The organism is Bradyrhizobium sp. USDA 372, from assembly GCF_053629095.1.
This window is the reverse complement of the sequence record NZ_JBRJHR010000001.1, coordinates 7,528,212-7,547,189: the sequence shown is the minus strand read 5'-3', so window position 1 is coordinate 7,547,189 and position 18,978 is coordinate 7,528,212. Positions and strand designations below refer to the sequence as shown.

At 64.3% G+C, this 18,978-nt stretch carries 15 protein-coding genes and 3 pseudogenes; 7 read left to right on the top strand and 11 right to left on the bottom strand.

Going from position 1 to position 18,978, the window contains the following annotated elements; all coding sequences use genetic code 11:
- Window positions 1-35 precede the first annotated feature (35 nt).
- From AB7M16_RS35035 to AB7M16_RS35025, 3 genes are all read right to left on the bottom strand, one after another.
- On the bottom strand, window positions 36-1,124 hold the full coding sequence (locus AB7M16_RS35035; RefSeq protein WP_172788054.1) for a TRAP transporter substrate-binding protein: 1,089 nt from the start codon (window positions 1,122-1,124) through the stop codon (window positions 36-38).
- A gap of 204 nt (window positions 1,125-1,328) precedes the next feature.
- Window positions 1,329-2,465 carry an Mrp/NBP35 family ATP-binding protein gene (locus AB7M16_RS35030; RefSeq protein WP_172788053.1) on the bottom strand — a complete coding sequence of 379 codons (1,137 nt, stop codon included), beginning with the start codon at window positions 2,463-2,465 and terminating at the stop codon, window positions 1,329-1,331.
- 53 nt (window positions 2,466-2,518) lie between these two features.
- The gene (locus AB7M16_RS35025) at window positions 2,519-2,956 is read right to left on the bottom strand and encodes a VOC family protein (protein WP_260383242.1); all 438 of its coding nucleotides are present in this window, start codon (window positions 2,954-2,956) and stop codon (window positions 2,519-2,521) included.
- Window positions 2,957-3,138: 182 nt separating this feature from the next.
- On the opposite strand from AB7M16_RS35025, the gene AB7M16_RS35020 reads away from it, so the two are divergent.
- The 5 genes from AB7M16_RS35020 to AB7M16_RS35000 all read left to right on the top strand — a co-directional run bounded on the left by AB7M16_RS35020 (window position 3,139) and on the right by AB7M16_RS35000 (window position 7,876).
- The gene (locus AB7M16_RS35020) at window positions 3,139-4,011 is read left to right on the top strand and encodes an NAD(P)-dependent oxidoreductase (protein ID WP_453946762.1); all 873 of its coding nucleotides are present in this window, start codon (window positions 3,139-3,141) and stop codon (window positions 4,009-4,011) included.
- Window positions 4,012-4,033: 22 nt separating this feature from the next.
- Window positions 4,034-5,311: a sodium:proton antiporter NhaD gene (gene nhaD / locus AB7M16_RS35015; RefSeq protein WP_453946761.1), complete on the top strand. Its 1,278-nt coding sequence runs from the start codon at window positions 4,034-4,036 to the stop codon at window positions 5,309-5,311.
- A 138-nt stretch (window positions 5,312-5,449) separates the two neighbouring features.
- A complete protein-coding gene (locus tag AB7M16_RS35010; protein WP_453946760.1) occupies window positions 5,450-7,045 on the top strand; it encodes a sensor histidine kinase in 1,596 nt (531 codons plus the stop codon).
- Between the two features lie 44 nt (window positions 7,046-7,089).
- The gene (locus AB7M16_RS35005; RefSeq protein ID WP_172788048.1) at window positions 7,090-7,293 is read left to right on the top strand and encodes a DUF1289 domain-containing protein; all 204 of its coding nucleotides are present in this window, start codon (window positions 7,090-7,092) and stop codon (window positions 7,291-7,293) included.
- A 28-nt stretch (window positions 7,294-7,321) separates the two neighbouring features.
- Window positions 7,322-7,876, top strand: a complete 555-nt coding sequence (locus AB7M16_RS35000) for a TIGR02281 family clan AA aspartic protease (RefSeq protein WP_439363429.1) — start codon at window positions 7,322-7,324, stop codon at window positions 7,874-7,876.
- Window positions 7,877-7,881: 5 nt separating this feature from the next.
- Here the strand turns inward: AB7M16_RS35000 and dusA are convergent, their stop codons facing one another.
- From dusA to AB7M16_RS34985, 3 genes and pseudogenes are all read right to left on the bottom strand, one after another.
- On the bottom strand, window positions 7,882-8,874 hold the full coding sequence (gene dusA / locus AB7M16_RS34995; RefSeq protein WP_453946759.1) for a tRNA dihydrouridine(20/20a) synthase DusA: 993 nt from the start codon (window positions 8,872-8,874) through the stop codon (window positions 7,882-7,884).
- 561 nt (window positions 8,875-9,435) lie between these two features.
- Window positions 9,436-10,486 (bottom strand): annotated as a pseudogene (locus AB7M16_RS34990) (branched-chain amino acid ABC transporter permease).
- Window positions 10,487-10,543: 57 nt separating this feature from the next.
- Window positions 10,544-11,077, bottom strand: a pseudogene (locus AB7M16_RS34985) (branched-chain amino acid ABC transporter permease); the annotation flags it as partial.
- Window positions 11,078-11,527: 450 nt separating this feature from the next.
- On the opposite strand from AB7M16_RS34985, the gene AB7M16_RS34980 reads away from it, so the two are divergent.
- Together AB7M16_RS34980 and AB7M16_RS34975 are read left to right on the top strand one after the other, a co-directional pair.
- A complete protein-coding gene (locus AB7M16_RS34980; protein ID WP_453946758.1) occupies window positions 11,528-11,707 on the top strand; it encodes a hypothetical protein in 180 nt (59 codons plus the stop codon).
- Window positions 11,707-11,841, top strand: coding sequence for an ANTAR domain-containing protein (locus AB7M16_RS34975; RefSeq protein WP_453947307.1), 135 nt, complete (start codon window positions 11,707-11,709; stop codon window positions 11,839-11,841). Before AB7M16_RS34980 ends, AB7M16_RS34975 begins: the two co-directional genes overlap by 1 nt.
- A gap of 543 nt (window positions 11,842-12,384) precedes the next feature.
- Here the strand turns inward: AB7M16_RS34975 and AB7M16_RS34970 are convergent.
- From AB7M16_RS34970 to AB7M16_RS34950, 5 genes and pseudogenes are all read right to left on the bottom strand, one after another.
- Window positions 12,385-13,614: a Gfo/Idh/MocA family protein gene (locus tag AB7M16_RS34970; protein ID WP_453946757.1), complete on the bottom strand. Its 1,230-nt coding sequence runs from the start codon at window positions 13,612-13,614 to the stop codon at window positions 12,385-12,387.
- Window positions 13,615-13,649: 35 nt separating this feature from the next.
- Window positions 13,650-15,260 carry an ABC transporter ATP-binding protein gene (locus tag AB7M16_RS34965; protein WP_453947306.1) on the bottom strand — a complete coding sequence of 537 codons (1,611 nt, stop codon included), beginning with the start codon at window positions 15,258-15,260 and terminating at the stop codon, window positions 13,650-13,652.
- Between the two features lie 44 nt (window positions 15,261-15,304).
- Window positions 15,305-16,875 (bottom strand): annotated as a pseudogene (gene ggt / locus AB7M16_RS34960) (gamma-glutamyltransferase).
- Window positions 16,876-16,895: 20 nt separating this feature from the next.
- Window positions 16,896-17,678, bottom strand: coding sequence for a glucosamine-6-phosphate deaminase (nagB, locus tag AB7M16_RS34955; protein WP_453946756.1), 783 nt, complete (start codon window positions 17,676-17,678; stop codon window positions 16,896-16,898).
- A complete protein-coding gene (locus AB7M16_RS34950; protein ID WP_453946755.1) occupies window positions 17,675-18,883 on the bottom strand; it encodes an ROK family protein in 1,209 nt (402 codons plus the stop codon). Before AB7M16_RS34950 ends, nagB begins: the two co-directional genes overlap by 4 nt.
- Window positions 18,884-18,978 lie beyond the last annotated feature (95 nt).

Genomic DNA, 18,978 nt, shown 5'->3' with positions numbered 1-18,978 from the left:
GCCGGGCCATCCGGTCTTGGGACCTAAGCCGTAGATCAGCCGCGGGTGCGCGAGCGGATCATGAAGCTGTCGTAAGTGTATTCGGCAACCTGCCACCACAGATATTCGTCGGAGCGGTAGGCCTGCATGGCGTCGATCGACTTCTTGAAGTCGGCGTTCTTGCCGGAGACCTCGGCCCACAATTCGTTGGTGGCCTTAAGGCAGGCTTCCAGCACCTCGTTGGTGAACGGACGAAGCTGGGTACCGCCGGCGACCAGGCGCTTCAGCGCCGCCGGGTTCTGCATGTCGTAGCGCGCGGCCATCCAGCTGTTGGCGTTGGCCGTCGCGTTGGTGAGGATCGCCTGGTAGTTCTTCGGCAGCGCATTGAACTTTTCCAGGTTGGCGAAGGCGTGGACGGTCGGACCGCCTTCCCAGAAGCCCGGATAGTAATAGTACTTGGCGACCTTGGCGAAGCCGAGCTTCTCGTCATCGTAGGGGCCGACCCACTCGGCCGCGTCAATGGTGCCCTTTTCCAGCGCAGGATAAATGTCGCCGCCCGCGAGCTGCTGCGGCACGACGCCGACCTTCTGCAGCACCTGGCCGGCGATGCCGCCGATGCGCATCTTGAGGCCGGAGAGGTCGGCAACGGTCTTGATCTCCTTGCGGAACCAACCGCCCATCTGGGTGCCGGTGTTGCCGCAGGGGAAGCCGATCACGTTCGACTTCTTGAAGAACTCGTTGGCGAGCTCGTTGCCGCCGCCCTGGTAGAGCCACGAATTCTGCTGGCGCGCATTGAGGCCGAACGGCACCGAGGCGAAGATCGCGAAGGTCGGGTCCTTGCCGACGTAATAGTACGAGACGGTGTGGCACATCTCGACCGTGCCGTTCGAGGTCGCATCGAGGGCCTGGAGGCCCGGGACGATTTCGCCGGCCGCGAACACCTGGATCTGGAATTTGTTGTCGGTCATCTCGGCGACGTACTTCGCCACCTGCTCGGCGCCGCCATAGATGGTGTCGAGCGATTTCGGGAAGCTCGACGTCAGGCGCCACTTCACCTCGGGTGAGGACTGTGCGATCGCCGGCGAGGCCACCGCGGTCGCCGCCGCGCCTGCTGCCGATACTTTGAGAAAATCACGACGCTTCATCTTCAGGTCTCTCCTTGCTGGGGCGTTTCCCCTTGGCTTCTCTTATGCCGCCGCGCATTCTGGCGACGCGTTGAGGTCGCGCCGAACCGAAGGGGCTTGACTGCCGTGGGCCTTTAACACGGCCAGCCCGGTTTCGGAACGCGACAATGGCATGACGGGGCTCTACAAAAGTCGCATGCCCCTGGAGCGTGCCGCGGCGACCGGTCAGGCCGCGGCAATGACGCCCTTGAGCTGGTCCCGGACTTGGCCCGCGATGGCGCGGTAGATCGCCGCATGAGGGCCGTCCGGCTCGCTGTCGACGACCGGATTGCCGGCGTCCGAAGTGGCGCGAATCGCCATGTGCAGGGGGATCTCGCCCAGGAATGGCACGGCGAGCTTCTCGGCCTCATGTCGGGCGCCGCCATGACCGAAAATGTCTGATCGCGTGCCGCAATGCGGACATTGGAAGTAGCTCATGTTCTCCACAATCCCGAGCACGGGCACGTTGACCTTCTTGAACATGGCCAGTCCCCGCCGCGCGTCGATCAGGGACAGATCCTGCGGGGTCGAGACGATCACGGCGCCCTTGAGCGGCACGTTCTGCGCCAGCGTGAGCTGGGCATCGCCGGTGCCCGGCGGCATGTCGACGACCAGCACGTCGAGCTTGCCCCATTCGACGTCGCGCAGCATCTGCGTCACCGCCGACATCACCATCGGGCCGCGCCAGATCATCGCGGTTTCCTCCTCGACCAGGAAGCCGATCGACATGATGGCAAGGCCGAAACGCCGCAGCGGAATCATCTTGCGCGCCTCGTTCAGCTCCGGCTTGTCGCGCAGGCCCGTCAGGCGCGGCACCGAGGGGCCGTAGATGTCGGCATCGAGCAGCCCGACCTTGAGGCCGAGGTCGCGCAGGCCGAGCGCCAGATTGAGCGCGGTGGTCGACTTGCCCACCCCGCCCTTGCCGGAGGCGACCGCGATCACGGCGGCAACGCCGGGAATTTCCGATTGCCGCGCCATCGGCGACCCACCGCCCTGCGGCGGCTTGTGGGCATGGGCCGGCTGCACGCCGGGCGTGCCGCGGCTCGGCTGCGGGGGTGGCGGTGGCGCGGAGCCCGGCTTGCGCTCCGCGGTCAGTGCCACCATGACGGTGGTGACGCCGGGAATGCTGCGCACGGCGGCTTCCGCTTCGGCCCGGACGGATTCCCAGGCCCTTGCCTCGGCGGCGTCGACATTGATCGAGAAGAACACCTTGCCGTCGGAGGCGCTGATCGCGCTCAGCACATTGGCATGGGGAAGCGCGACCCCGCGGGGCGACTGGACCCTGGCGAGGCTGTCGAGAACCTGTTGCTGCGTCACGCTCAAAGCGCATCTCCTGGAGTTGAGGATGCCCCATTAGAGCGGAAACGCCCAAAAGGCTACTGCCTGCCGATATCGTCAGCCTTTTCGGCAGGCGCCGCCCCCTGCTCCCGGGCGGCCTCGTAGTTCAACTCGATCATGACCCCGTTGGGGTCGTGGACGAAGATCTGCCAGAGATCGCCGCCGGGCACCTGGCGGGACTCGAACTTCATCCCCTTTGACGCCAGCCGCTGTTTCATGCCGTCAAAGCCGCGGCTGGCGAAGGCGACATGGTGGACAACGCCGGAATCCGGTTTTTGTGGCTCGGCGGTCGGAGAAATGTCGACGAGGTGCACCACCGGCCTGCCCTCGCTGTACATCCAGGCGCCCGGGAAGGCGAAATTCGGCCGTGCGCCTTTTTCGAGGCCCAGCACGTCTTCGTAGAAGCGGACGGTCTCGGCCAGATTCCGGGTCCGGATGTTGAAATGATCGAGGACGCCCACGCTCACGCCGCCCATGCTCTCGCTCCCTTGTTTTGAAGTCCTTGGGGCCGCCAGCCTAGCACAGCAGGCCGCCAAACGAAGCCGTTGCCCTCTGGCCTCAAGGGTTTATGGTGCGCCTCCAATCCGCCCCACCGCGGAACCCAGGCGTCCCTCGCTTGGCAAGAACCGTAAACCCAAACTACGGACAAGGTACCACAATGGCTAAAGTCGCTTTCCTCGGTCTTGGCGTGATGGGCTTCCCCATGGCCGGACACCTCGTGAAAAAAGGGGGCCATGAGGTCACCGTCTACAACCGGACCGCGGCCAAGGCGAAGGAATGGGCGGACAAGTTCGGCGGCAAGACCGCACCGACGCCGAAAGCCGCCGCCGAAGGCCAGGATTTCGTGATGTGCTGCGTCGGCAACGACAACGATCTGCGCGCGGTCACGATCGGCCCCGACGGCGCCTTCGCGGGCATGAAGAAGGGTGCGACCTTCGTCGACCACACCACCGCCTCTGCCGAGGTCGCCCGTGAGCTCGACGCAGCCGCCACCAAGTCCGGCTTCAAATTCGTCGACGCCCCCGTCTCCGGCGGCCAGGCCGGTGCCGAGAACGGCGTGCTGACGGTGATGTGCGGCGGCGCTCAGGATGCCTATGCCGGCGCCGAGCCGATCATCACGGGCGCCTATGCGCGGATGTGCAAGCTGCTCGGGCCTGCCGGAAGCGGCCAGCTGACCAAGATGGTCAACCAGATCTGCATCGCCGGTCTGGTGCAGGGCCTCTCCGAGGGCATCCATTTCGCCAAGAAGAGCGGCCTCGACGTCGCCGCCGTGATCGAGACCATCTCGAAAGGGGCTGCCCAGTCCTGGCAGATGGAAAATCGCTACAAGACGATGAACGAGGGCAAGTACGATTTCGGCTTCGCGGTCGAATGGATGCGCAAGGACCTCTCGATCTCGCTGGCTGAAGCCCGCCGCAACGGCGCCAGCCTGCCCGTCACCGCGCTGGTCGACCAGTTCTATTCCGAGGTCGAGAAGATGGGCGGCAAGCGCTGGGATACGTCGAGCCTGCTCGCACGCCTCAATCGCTGACAGCTGACGACCTGAAACGACCTTGCTGATCGCGATCGCCGCAATCTTCATCCTCGCCTATGCGGCGATCGCGCTCGAGCACCCGCTTCGCGTCAACAAGAGCGCTACGGCGCTGCTCGGCGCCGGGCTGTTGTGGACCATCTACGCTGTCGCAACCGGCGACCACGCGCTGGTCGGCCGCCAGCTCGACGAGTCCGTCGGCTCCACCGCGCAGATCGTCTTCTTCTTGATCTGCGCCATGACGATCGTCGAGGTGATCGACGCCCATGACGGCTTCGAGGTCATCACCTCGCTGATCCGCACCACGAGCCAGGTCACGCTGATCTGGCTGATCGGCTTCGTCACGTTCTTCCTCAGCGCGATTCTGGATAATCTGACGACCACCATCGTCATGATCTCACTGATTCAGAAGCTGATCGCCCGCCGCGACGACCGCCTGTTGTTCGCCTCCCTCATCGTCATTGCTGCAAATGCCGGCGGCGCCTGGACCGTGATTGGCGACGTCACCACGACCATGTTGTGGATCGGCGGACAGATCTCGCCGCTCAAGATCATGAGCGCGGTGTTCCTGCCCTCGCTGCTCAATCTGCTGGTGCCGCTCGTCTTCATCAGCTTCTCGCTCAGGGGCAAGACCATCGCACCGCCGCCGAAAGATAACGGATTGCTGGCCGTCGACCGGTTCGAGCGCAACCTCATGTTCTATCTCGGCCTCGGCACACTGATCGCGGTGCCGGCGTTCAAGGCGGTCACGCATCTGGCGCCCTTCATGGGCATCCTGTTCGGCCTCGGCGTGCTCTGGCTGGTCGGCGAGATCGTGCATCGTCACAAGGAGGAACACGTGCGCCAACCTCTGACGCTGGTGCACGCGCTGACCCGGATCGATATGAGCTCGGTCGTGTTCTTCGTCGGCATCCTGCTCGCGGTCGCCTGCCTCGAGCATGCCGGGCTGCTGTCGATGCTTGCCCGCTGGCTGGACACCACGATCGGCCGCCAGGACGTCATCGTCGTCGTGCTCGGCCTGCTGAGCGCCGTCATCGACAACGTACCGCTGGTCGCCGCGACCATGGGTATGTACGACCTCGCGCACTATCCGCCGGACAGCTTCATCTGGGAGTTCATCGCCTATTGCGCCGGCACCGGCGGTTCGATCCTGATCATCGGCTCCGCCGCAGGGGTGGCCGCCATGGGGCTCGAGAAGATCGAGTTCCTCTGGTACGCCCGCCGCATCGCCGGCCCCGCGCTCGCGGGCTATCTGGCGGGAGCGATGGTCTACATCGCGCAGCACGCTGCGCTGCACTGAAGAGCATCGGCGGGATCCAAATTAACGCCGGGTTAACGTAATTCTTTAGCTCGTTAAGTCAGCTCTTAAGGATTTCTTGCCAGAGATAGACAATGCAGAACGCCCGCGTCCGGCGCGGGCAGGAATCCGTGTTGCTTGATGAGTAACCCCGCTGAAAAGCCTGAGGTCGTGCAGCTTCCGGCCGAGCCGGTGAGCGCGCCATCAGCGAGCAGCCGAAGGGCTGCGGCGCAGCGGGTGCGCGAGGCGCGCGATAAGTTAACGTCGACCAGCGGAACCCGGCCGGCGTTCGACGCCGAGATGCTGCGCCAATACGCCCAGACGCGGCTGTCAGCTTCCTATGTCGTGATGCTGCTGGTGGTGGCGACCGGCGTGCTGTTCGGGCTGTGGATGCAGCCGATCCCGGCCGCGGCCTGGACCGCCGGGATGCTTTGCATTCACAGCGCCATGATCCGCAGTTGCCGGCGCTTCCTGACCGAGCCGGCCTCTCCGGCTGCGATGCGCGCATGGCGGACGCGCTTCGTCGTGCTCGACCTGCTCTATGGCCTGTGCTGGATGGCGATCCTGATCCATCCCGTGCTCGACATGGTCACGGAAACGCTGATGATGTTCTTGATGCTGCTGGTGATCGCAGTATCGAGCATGCTCGCGGCCAATCTGCCGATCGCAGCCCTTGCCGCCACGGCGCCGGTCGCGGTGGCGATGGCGCTGAGCTTCGTCACGACCGGCTCGCTGGACAATTACATCCTGGCAGCGCTGGCCCTCGCCGCCGAAGGCTATTTCGTCCTGCTGGCGCATCGCCTGCACTCCTCCACCTTCGCCACGCTGGAAGCGCGCGCGGAGAAGGACGCGCTGATCGGCGAGCTGGAGCAGGCCAAGGCAATCTCGGACGAAGCGCGCCATCGCGCCGAAGCCGCCAACGTCGCCAAGTCGCGCTTCCTTGCGCAGATGAGCCACGAGCTACGTACACCCCTGAATGCCATTCTCGGCTTCTCCGAGGTGATGAAGAGCGAGATTTTCGGCGCGCATGGCGTGGCGGTCTACAAGGAATATTCCGCCGACATCCATAATTCCGGGGTGCACCTGCTCAACCTCATCAACGAGATCCTCGATCTGTCGCGGATCGAAGCCGGCCGCTACGAGCTCAACGAGGAAGCGGTGTCCCTGGTCGGCATCGTCGCCGACTGCCATCATCTGATGAAGCTGCGCGCCTCGAGCCGCGGCATCACCATCCACGAAGTGTTCGAGCAGGCCATGCCGCGGCTGTGGGCCGACGAGCGCGCGATCCGCCAGGTCGTGCTCAACCTGCTCTCCAACTCGATCAAGTTCACCCCGCAAGGCGGCGAGATCTGGCTCAAGGCCGGCTGGACCGCCTCCGGCGGACAATATCTCTCAGTGAGGGATTCCGGTTCCGGCATCCCTGAGGACGAGATCCCGGTCGTGCTCGCCTCGTTCGGCCAGGGTTCCAATTCGATCAAGTCGGCCGAACAGGGCGCCGGCCTCGGCCTGCCGATCGCCAAGAACCTGATTGACCTGCACGGCGGCACGTTCACGCTGAAATCGAAGCTGCGCATCGGCACCGAGGTGATCGTCACGTTCCCGCCGGAGCGCGTGATGAGTGCGCTGGCGCCGCTCTCGGACGATTCTCCGCCGCTCCAGCCGGAGAGCTCCGTTGTGCCGGACGAGAAGCGCCGGCCGCGCCACAAGCCGATCATGAGTGCTGGCACAGGCTCTTAACGAGATGCTTGCAGACATGCCCGACCATCCCTCACTATGTCCGTATGAGCAAAGAAACGCCGTGCGTCGCCGTCTGCATGATGGATCCCAAGACCAAGCTGTGCTTCGGCTGCGGCCGCACCTTGCCCGAGATCGCGCGCTGGCACGCCATGGAAAGCGCAGACCGGCTCGCGATCATGGCCCTCTTGCCGGAGCGCATGACGGAAGCTGGACTGGTGCCGGTCGCGGGATCTCCAAAACACATCTGATCCGCCTGCGTGCCCTTGGAGGCGCGCGATGATCCGCTTCCTGCTCGTCCTGATCATGCTCGCCGGCACTGCGGGTGCCGTCGTCGCCTATGGTGATCCCGACCAGATCGCGCGCGCCAGCCACAAGGTCTCGCACATTTTTCGCGCACAAGCCGCCTCCCCGGCCCCAGCCGTACAGATCCCGCGCGGCCAGGGCGGCGAATTCACGCTGCGTGCGAAGATCAACGGCGTAACTGCACCGATGGTGATCGATACCGGAGCGACGTCGGTGGTGCTGACATGGGAAACCGCAAAGGCGATCGGGCTGCCGCTCGAGATGCTTGAATATGACGTCGACCTCGAGACCGCGGGCGGCCACACCAAGGCGGCCCGGCTCACGCTCGACCGTCTCTCCGTCGGCAAGCTGGTCGAGAAGTCGGTGCCGGCCCTCGTCGTGCAGCGCGGCCAGATGAAGACCAATCTGCTCGGCATGAGCTTCCTCGACCGCCTGGAAAGCTGGGGCGTGCGCGCCGACACGTTGATGCTGACCGGCTATCCGGAGCTGCAGGGCAACCACCGTCGCGCGCGTGCGGCGGTCGACTAGCTGACTTACGCCGCCTCGGCCGGCGCGCGGACACCAACACGCATGATCGCTTCGCGCAGCACGTCGAGACCTGCCCCCGGCTTCACACCCTGCTCGGCCAGATGTCGGCGGAAGGCGCGCGCCCCGGGCACCGCGTGGAAGGCGCCGACGAAATGTCGCGTGATGGCGTGCAGCCGGGTGCCGTGCGCGAGTTGCTCCTCGATGTAGGGCATCATCGCCTCGAGCGCGTCCTGCATGGTCGCGTGCGGCGCCGGCCTGCCGAAGATCTCGGCATCGACCGCGAGCAGCCGCCACGGCTCCTGATAGGCGGCGCGGCCGAGCATCACGCCGTCGACATGGGCAAGATGCGCCTTTGCCTCGTCGATGCTCCGGACGCCGCCATTGATGATGACGGGCACATCGGGCATCGCGCGCTTGAGCCGGTAGACGCGATCATAGTCGAGCGGCGGGATATCGCGGTTCTCCTTCGGCGACAGGCCGTTGAGCCAGGCCTTGCGGGCGTGCACGATCAACGCATCGCAGCCTACGGCGACCACCGCACGCGCCAGCGCATCGAGCGCGACCTCCGGATCCTGATCGTCGATGCCGATGCGACACTTCACCGTGACGGGAACGGCGACCACGCGCTTCATGGCGTCAACGCACCTCGCCACCAGCTCCGGCTCAGCCATGAGGCAGGCGCCGAAACGGCCATCCTTCACACGATCCGACGGGCAGCCGACATTGAGATTGATCTCGTCATAACCGAAGTCCTCGCCGATACGTGCCGCCAGCGCGAGCTCGCGCGGATCCGACCCGCCAAGCTGAAGCGCCACGAGGTGCTCGACCGCGTCGAACCCAAGCAACCGTTCCCGGTCGCCATGAATGATCGCGCCGGTCGTCAGCATCTCCGTGTAGAGCAATCCCCGCCGCGTCAGGTGACGGTGGAACACCCGGCAGTGCCGGTCGGTCCAATCCATCATGGGGGCCGTAGAAAATCTGCGATCTAAGCGGTTCATTTTACTGATCTATTTCGCACCAGGTCGGCCCCATGTGCAATTGGACCGATTGAGAAATCCAATTTGACGAGACTTCTGCCACCGGACTCTTCTAGGGCCATATATGCCTGAATTGGAAGCGGAAATCACATATTCGGATTTTCAGTGCACACGTCGCGGAGCAAGGCGTGCACAGGTTCGAGCCCAGAATTTCTCGAGGACTCGGATTCTGGGGCCGCTCGCTTATACTCACTTTGCGATGTGAGTATAAGTTCCGCCCTTGCTACGGCCATTTCAAGCCGGCGACACGCAAAGAAAGTTGACGAGTTCGAGGGGATCGCTTCGACGTCGGACTCGAATTGACATGCGACCAGGAGCGGCAATTGATGCGTATTTGGTCGCAAGACACCCTTGGTCGAGTGCGTTCGCGCCGATGGCAAAATAGCTGTCACTCACATCGCCTCGATCTCGAAGCATTTGTTGCCGATCTTCAGCGAAATTTGGAATGGCCAGGTCCGTTCGTTTCGCCTCTCCTGGGCAGAAATCAATGCTTTCAGTCTTGGATACCCGGCACAAGGTTGGTCATAATGGCATTGGACCGGACTCGCTGCGGCCGAGCCGGCGCTGGGTCGGGAACAGCTGCAATTGCCAACGTCGAACTGCTGCGCCCCACACGCCGTTGGGCATGAACAGCATGATCAGGATGGCGAGCGTGCCGAGCACGACCAGATAGAGACTGCCATACTGGGCGAGATAGGTGACGAGGCCCCACAGCAGGAGCACGCCGACGATCGGACCTTCGATGGTGCGCACCCCGCCGATCACGACGATGAAGATGACGTAGGCGGTCCAGTCGGTTACGCTGAAGGCCGCATCAGGCGAAATACGCGCCTTCTGCAAATAGACCACGGCGCCGACCATGCCGGTGGCGAACGCGACCGCGATCCACAGCACGTGGCGAGTCCGCGCGGTGCGGACGCCGACGCTGCGCGCCGACGCTGCGTTGTCACGGCTTGCGGCCAGCGCAAGGCCGTGGTGCGAGCGCATGAAGGCGTAGATGCCGAGCGTGACCAGCACGGCGAGCAGCAGTGCCAGCCAGTAAACCAGCACGTCACGCGCGGCCGCCGGGCGCAGGCCAAGCAGCGCCTGCACCGCCTTCAGTCCGACCATCTGCGACAGTTCGCCCGGCGAGATCGACATCCCGGTGCCGCCGCCGAGCGACTTGACTGGGCGCAGATCAGCCGCAGCGCTTCGGCGGCGACCCAGCTTCCGATCGCGAAATATGGCCCTTCAAGCCGGAACAGCAGCGGCCCGAGCACCGCCGCGACCAGCGCCGCGAACAGTCCGGCCAGCGGGATCGCCGCAACCGGATCGAGCCCGGCCATCACGATGCCCGCAAACAGCGCATAGGCGCCGAGCCCGACAAATGCCTGCTGCCCGACCGATACCAGCCCGCCCCACCCGGCCAGCACGTTCCAGAGCTGTGCCAAGGTCACATGGTGAAGACGAAGATCAGATCCTGGATCAGGTTGCGCGAGGCGATCGCGGGCAGCGCGGCCAGCGCTACGATCAGCGCGATGCCGACCACGGCCGCGACGCGCGACAGCCGTGTGCCGACCCAAACCTGCCACACCGGCGCTGTCGCCGGGGCGCAGCTCGCGGCTTGCCGGGATATGGATGCTTTCGACACTCATGTCCGCCTCGCCGGGAACAGCCCGCGCGGCCGCACCATCAGCACGACAAAGAAGGCGAGATGGCCGGCCAGGATCTGCCATTCCGGATTGATCCGCCCTCCGATCGCCTGCGCCAGCCCGAGCACGATGCCGCCCGCCAGCGTCCCCCACAGGCTACCGAGCCCGCCGATGATCACCGCCTCGAAAGCGTAGAGCAGCCGCGCCGGTCCGATCGACGGATCGAAACTGGCGCGGATACCGAGCACAACAGCGGCGATCACCGACACGGCGAGCGATAGTCCGACCGCGATGGCGTAGACATTGCGCTCGTTGACGCCCATCAACTGCGCGATCGCGGGATTATCCGCAGTAGCGCGGAAGGCGCGACCGAGCGACGTGCGATAGAAGATGAGCTGGAGCAGCGCGAGGGCGGCAACCGCCGTCACCAGCGCGGTCAGCGGCGCCAGTCCGACGCTCAGGCCGGGCGCGAGCGCCACCGACGAGGATTCGAAGGCGCCTGCCTGCAGCCGGCGGCTGTCGGCGCCGCACCCGGCATGCCCTTTGGGTTTCCGCAAGCCCGCACTGACATTCGTCAACTCGCAAGGCGGTTTTCGTTGCCGACGCCAAGTGTACTGCGACAGTGGGCGCTCATATCGCCGCGCTTGAGCGGTGGCCCGGTCGTCCGCGCCAGTAACCGCTCGGGCCGCGCGCCTCAGCGGAGGTACTTCGCCTTCTGCACGGACAACCCATTTCCCAACTGGTCGATCTCGACCTCCGAATGTCGCAAGATTGCTCTTGATCTCCCGGTTCACACGCCGCGCACAGGCTGCCCTCTAACCCGTTGAGACTTCTGAACTCTCGCTCCAATCCATCACGGGCCAATTTGAGCTAGCTCCAGCAATCGAGCTCCGATTGGAGCTAGTCCGGCGCAACGCGCATTCCTCGCGCGATCGCCTGTCATCGCCCTGCTCGGCACCGAGACACCAAGCCGGCTCAAGCTGGTGTTCGAACTCGATCCAGCTTCGTTCCTCATCAAGCCCTTGCGATCGGCCGGCATCTACGCAGCGCTCGTCATGGCTTTCGAGCGGAACGAACGCACAAGCGAATTGAAACAACAAATTGTAAGCTCGAGCAGCGTCTGCGGGCACGTCGCCTCGTGTTTGCCGCCGTTCTTCAGGTAATGCATTCGCATACGCTCGCCGAGCCTGCCGCCTTTGCGTTGATCCGCAGAACCGCGATGGAGCAGCGCCAGACGATCGAAGAACTCTCGGTGGAGATAGCGGCAAGGGGTATGCTGCCACGCGCGACGGGTTAGATTGCTTCCTGTTGGGAACGAGGAACGGGCCGCAATTTCCTATGCCCCCTTTTTATGTTTTGAATCCGAGTCTCTATTCAGACAGTCGCGCAGAACCAAGGCACTGAGGGCATATGTTTGTGTCGGACACACCAACTGCGCGGCGCACTCCACTTTCTCGATCCCGGTCTATCGTTTGCCGCCGCACCAAACACGTGTTGAGCACCGCAGCGACACCCTTCGCTTCTGCACGCGCCACTGCGCTGCCGCGCTCTTTGTTCAGAGCGGCGTTGATAGCCGAGTCCAACCAAGCTAAGCCAATTTCAAGGTACTTGGTCAGGGGGATTTTTAATGAGAGCGACATTTCGAAAGCTACGCAAGGTAAGAAATAAGAGCTAGCAGCACTACTCCCACTCTATGTCGTCGCAGACCGGCAGCCGTAGAACTCCACGCTGAGACTCATTCAGACAACGCCGAGGCGCCCGAGCGCATTTGGCAAGCCGCGATGGCCTCCTTGGACCGGATCACCGATCATGCTTCAAGTCCCGCACACTGCGCGCGCTGTTAGCGCGCGACCTGGGGAACGTAGTGCTCTAGCTCCTGGTCCGGGAAATGCACGGTGCGTCCGAGCTCGGCGGACCGATAGAGCGCCATCAACATTTCCATGACGCCGACGCCATCATCGAACGTTTCGGCAGGACTGAGCCCGCGCCTAAACGCTTCGACCATGTGCCGATTTTCATCAGTATAGCCGTAGATGCCTGTTTCGTCTTCGACGACCGGCATCAAACCCTGCTCGGCATTCTGCTTCTCGATGAGGTCCTCGCCTTCGGAACCGCTGAGCGTCCGGGCCAGGAACACCTTGAGGCCCGTTGAGAGTGAGGAGAACTCCATCGAATATTCGGGCCCGAGCAATTCGAGCTGGATGCGCAGGCCGGCCCCGACATAGGCCCAGGAGGTCGTTGCCTCGATCAGGACCTGATGCCCATCCATGTCTTCCAGCGTCAGGATGCCACGCGCGAAATCCTCGACCGGGCGTTTCGCAAAATCGATCCCCATCCGCGTCTTCAGATCGGCCGCATAGCGCGGGCGCGTCCATTTGAGATTGGCCGTCGTGGCGCTGGCACTGACCAGCCGCAGGCTGTCGCGGCTCGCGCCGGGCGCCGTCAGCATGAAGCGCGCGACTTCGACCGAATGGCACATCATGTCGGAGAGCACGCCACCGCCCTGCTTGTCGCCCTGCCAGAACCAGGGCTCATGCGGTCCGGAATGTTCCTCCGCGGCACGGGCGAGATAGGGACGCCCGCTTCCAGGTACGGCACGCCGCCAGATGATGTCCTTGCCACGCGTCACCGCGGTCGAGAACAACTGGTTCTCCAGATAGCCGTGAAGCAGGCCGGCATCCTCGACGAGGCTACGCATTTCGCGCGCCTCGGCAAGCGTGCGGGCCAGTGGCTTCTCGCAGGCAACGGCGCGCAGAGGAGCCCCCGCCTTGGTTACCCTGTGAATCTCGCGCATGATGTCGAGACGCGTATCGTTCGGCGTCAGCAGCCAGAGCGCATCGACCTCCCCCGAGGTTGCCATCGCCTCGATGCTGTCGAACACATGCGCCGGCCCAAGTCCGAGACTGCGCGCCTTCTCCGCGATGCGTGTTCGCCGCTCGGCGGACCGACTGTAGATACCGGCGATACTGACGTTGCGCACGCCTAGCATGGACTGCAGGTGAAATGCGGCAATGAAGCCGCTTCCGACGAGACCGACGCGCAACACCGGAAGTTCCGCGAGTTTCTGCATGTCAGAGACCTCCTCCAATACATCGCCGTCTTAGATCAATGCGACGTTCTCCGCTGCTGCCCAGGAATGGCAGCCAGCAATGTCTGGGTATAGGGATGTTCGGGCCGGCTCAAGAGGTCCGCGGCCGGCTTGACTTCGACGATCTCGCCATACCGCATCACCGCGATCCGGTCGCAGACCTGGGCGGCGACGTTGAGATCGTGCGTGATAAAGAGTACGGCGAGCCGCAACTCCTTCTTCAACCTCTCGAGCAGCGCGAGCACCTGCGCCTGGACCGAGACATCGAGCGCCGACACGGGCTCGTCGGCCACGAGCACCTCGGGATCCAGCGCAAGCGCGCGCGCAATGCCGATCCGCTGGCGTTGTCCGCCGGAGAACTCATGCGGGTAACGTTGCACCGCGCCGGAATCGAGCCCGACCAACGTCAGCAATTCCCTGGCACGCGCAAACGCTTGCGCGGCGGGCACCCCATGCGCAATCGGTCCATCGGCGATGATCTGCCCGACTCGACGACGCGGATTGAGCGAGGCGAAAGGATCCTGGAACACCATTTGGATGTGTTTGCGCGCGGCGCGCAGCTCCGATCCGCGGGCGTCCGAGAAATTCAATTCTCCGATGTGGACGACCCCTGCATCCGCGTCCGTCAGCCGCATGACAAGCCGGCCGATCGTGCTCTTGCCCGAACCGGACTCCCCGACCAGGCCGAGCGTCTCGCCGCGACGAATCTCGAAGCTGACGCTCTTCACGGCGGGAACTTCCGCGGGCGGGCTGAACCAGTCGCTGCTCTTATAAGTCTTCACGAGTCCTGATGCCGCGCAGGCGGTGGGCGCGTCTGCGTCCTCGACTTTTGCCCGCGGAATGCCGCGCGGCACGGCTGCCAGCAACCTCTGCGTATAGGGATGCTGTGCGCGCTCAAGCACCTCGTCGACCGTACCTTCTTCGACGACGCGCCCCTTCTCCATAACAGCGACACGATCGGCGATGTCGGCCACGACCCCGAAATCGTGGGTGATGAACAGCACCGCCATGCCACGCCGCTGCTGGATGTCTCGGATGAGCTTGAGGATCTGCGCCTGCGTGGTGACGTCGAGCGCCGTGGTCGGCTCGTCCGCCACCAGAATCGAGGGTTCGAGCGCCAGAGCCATCGCAATCATGGCGCGCTGACGCTGCCCGCCGGACAGTTGATGCGGATAGCTACGGATGATGCGCTCGGGATCGCGGAGGCCGACTTCCTCGAGCAGCGCGCGCACGCGCACCTCGCGTTCGGCCGGCGTGAGCTGGTGATGCGCTTCGAACGCCTCGATGATCTGGTCACCGATCCGGATCACGGGATTGAGCGCGGTCATCGGCTCCTGGAAGATCATCGCGATCTTCCGGCCGCGCAGGTTCCGCCACTTTGCCGGAGAGAGAGCACGTAAGTCCAGTCCCTCGAACCGGATACTGCCCGCGGTCCAGCGAATGTCTTTCGACAATAGCCCCATCACCGCGGAAGCGCAGACCGATTTGCCCGAGCCGGATTCACCGACGACGCAAAGGATCTGTCGCGGGTGGAGGGCGAGCGAAATGTCCTCGACGGCAAAAGCGCGATCCGCGCCCGGCGGCAACGCCAGGGTCAGGTGCTCGATGGATAGGATCGCCTCTGCCATCCCGTTCATGTCATCCGATCCACCATCGTCGCCCGCCCCTTCGCTCAAACTGCCCGCGCGATGCCGTCCTTGCGATGATCCGACGCGCCGAACATGACGCCCCTGGATCTGTCGAGGTGCACGACCTGGCAACCTCCGAGCGGCTCGTCCGCCCAGACCACGCGATGACCGCGCCCGGTCAAATCGTCGGCGACAGCCGCGGGAATCGTTGGCTCGAGCGTCAACACACCATCGAAGGCAAAGCTTCGTGGCACATCAGAGGACTGCTGCACATCAAGGCCGCGATCGAGCACTCCGCTCAGGATCTGGATATGTCCGGTGGCCTGATATTGTCCGCCCATGACGCCAAAAACCATGGTCGGCTTGCCATCCTTCGAGAGCAGGCCCGGGATGATGGTGTGGAAGGGGCGCTTGCGCGGCGCGATCGCATTGGGATGTCCCTCGACAAGGGAAACCCCGCGCCGCGATTCTGGAGGAGCACGCCCGATCGCGGGGCGTAGATACCGCTCCCGAAGGCGAAGAACAGGGAGTTGATCAGGGAGACCATATTGCCGTCGCGATCGGCGACGGCAACGTAGGCCGTATCGCGATGGACCGGCATGTCGAACACCGTCGGCTCGCTCGCGCGCTCCCTGCTGATGCGGCCGCGCAAGGCCGCGACTGTTCGCTCCGAGAGCAGCGCATCGACGTCGAGCGGATGGAATGCGGGGTCGGCGACCAGCGCGTCGCGCTGCCGATAAGCCGCCTTGGTCGCTTCGGCAAGGAGATGGATGCGATCCGCTTCGCTCAGCGACGGGTCGGCCATGTCGAAGCCGGCAAGAATGCGGGCGATCAATAGCGCGGCGACGCCCTGCCCGTTGGGCGGACATTGCCAGATCTCGTGGCCGCGATAGTCGGTGGAAATCGGCGTGACGTAGTCGGGTCGCGCGCTCGCGAGGTCTTCGAGTTGCATCAACCCGCCCATCGCCTTCAGCGTTGCGACGATTTCCTCTGCGACCGCGCCTTCGTAGAACGCGCTGCGCCCTTCGCGCGCAATCCGCCGCAGCGTCGCGCCGAGTGCGGGATGGCTGAGCCTGGCGCCGACGGCAGGCGCAGCGCCACCGGGCAGGTAGACGGGAATGCCGGCCTGATGTCGTTCGAGACGATTGGCGTAGCGCGCCCAATCCAGCGCGGCGCGCGGGGTGACAACGAAGCCGGTCTCGGCCGCGCGGATCGCCGGCGCCAAGACCTCATCCAAGCTTTTGGATCCATGGTCGGCAGAGAGCCGGCACCACGCATCGACGGCCCCCGGCACCGTGACGGCATGGGGTGAGTCATCAGGAATCGATGTCAGTCCCTGCTGCTGAAACCAACCGAGCTCGGCCTTTTGCGGCGCCCTGCCGGAGCCGTTGACGGCAACGGGCTTTCCGGACGCGGGCGCATAGATTGCAAAACAATCGCCGCCCACGCCGGTCATGTGCGGATCGATGACGCCCTGGAGTGCAATCGCAGCGATCGCGGCATCGACGGCATTGCCGCCGCTGCGCAACATCTCCACCGCCGCGAGCGCAACGGCAGGATGCGAGGCCGCGGCCATGCCGCGATCACCGACCGCGAGCGACCGTCCCGGCACCATGAAATCGCGCTGTCGCCAATTCAAGCGGTTCTCCGAGTCTCGTTCCGGGGCCGTTTGGCCAGTGCAGCGGTAGCCTTCTCGTCGCAGATGATCTCGACGTTGCGGTGCAGTCGAAGCGCCGAGGCCGGGGACGCGGGTCCAATCGGACCTTCGATTGCGGCTGCGACTGCGGCCGCCTTCTCCGACCCTGTTGCGACCAGAAGAATGCTCCTGGCCTGCAGTATTGTCGCGATCCCCATCGTGATCGCGCGCCGCGGAACATGAGCGAGGTCCGGAAAGCCGCCTGCGTTCGCAACACGCGTCGCTTCATCGAGCTCGACCTCGCGGGTCCGCGAGGCGAAATCGGAGCCCGGCTCATTGAAGCCGATATGGCCGTTGGCGCCGATGCCGAGGAGCAGCAGATCGATGCCTCCGCTTGCGGCGATCTGCGCTTCATAGGCGGCTGCCTCCGCCGCGACATCTTCGGCCATGCCGTTGGGGAGCCTTGCGCGCCCGGCCTCGATATCCACGTGCCCGAACAAATGTTCATGCATGTAGCGATGAAAGCTTCCCGCCGAGCTCGGCGCAAGACCGACATATTCATCGAGGTTGAAGCACGTCACCTCGCGAAACGAGATCAGGCCCGCACGGCTTGCCGCGACGAGACGGGCATAGAGCGGCGTCATCGTCGCGCCCGTCGCAAGGCCGAGGGTCAGCTGCGTCCGATTGCGCATGCAGGCAACGATGCGTTCAGCCCCCCGTTCCGCGGCAGCTGCGGCAGCGGCGCTCCGTACGATCTCGATCCTCGGTGCGTACTCTTTCATGCCGCGACTTCTGCTGCCGCAAATGGCAGCGCGAGGGGGCCCGACCCGCGGCCGATGCCGAACAGCGACCGATGCATGAGGTCGATCGCGCTACCGATCGCGCCGATCAGCGTGGCGCGATTGCCGAGCGTGCTGAGCTCAATGCGAACCGGTTGAAGCATGCAGCGCTCCAGATAGTCGTCGATACGATGCTTTAGCTCGGGCCGCGCTCCGATGCTCCCGCCCAGAATGATAATTTCCGGGTCTAGCACGCTGTGCACGGCAAGAATGGCGGTCGAGAGGATCCGGCCGATCTCATCGACGGTGATCCGAGCTGCCTCCTCGCCTTGCAGCCGTTCGAAGACGTCGCGCACCGTGCTGCCGGGCGCGCCGCCAAGGGCGACATAGCGCTCGACGATCCCGGCGCTGCCGACGGCGGTCTCCAGCGTGCCGTATTTCAGACCACGTGCGTCATAGGGATCGCCGCCAAGCGGCAGATAGGCGATCTCGCCGGCGCCCCCCCGTGCGCCACGCACAAGGCTGCCATCCGAAAAGATGCCCATACCGATGCCAGTGCCGAGTGCGATAAAAGCGAAACTACGGATTGCGCGGCTGCTGCCGCGCCAATGCTCCCCGATCGCAGCAAGATTGACGTCATTCTCGATGGCGACCTCGATGCCGAGTTGCTCGCGCAAGGCAGCCTTTACATCCAGGCTATCAAGTCCGGGAATGTTGGGCGCAATGACGATGCTGCCGGATCCCGGATCAACCATGCCGGGACTTCCCATGACGCCACCCCGCAGGCGCTGCGCAGGGACATTGGCCCGCACCAACAACGCATCCTTCATGCGGCCTATCTGGGCGACGACGGCACGGCCACCGTCGTTAGAGGTGGGTTCGATGCTCTCGGCAACGATCTCGCCGTGCAGATCAGCGAGCGCGACATGCAGTTTCGTACCGCCGAGGTCGATGCCCAAGACGAAGGCGGCGTCCGGCCGAAGCGCGTACGTCACCGCACTTCTTCCGACGTTGCCTTGGATCTGCCCGTCCTCGCGCACCCAGCCGTCGCGCTCGAGCTCGCGCATCACTTCGGAGATGGTTTGCTTGGACAGGCCTGTGCTGCGCGCGATTTCGGCGCGCGAGACTGATCGATCGCGCAGCAAACGCTCGACCACAAGACGCACGGATTGCTGTCGGGCAACGGGCGAAGACGGGGCGTCCTGCATGAGTCTGTCCAATTAGTCCACTCTCAGAACTAAATCGCTCGATCAGCCCTCCGTCAAGGGTCTTTTTTTTCGATTTTCCGTCATATACCCCAGCG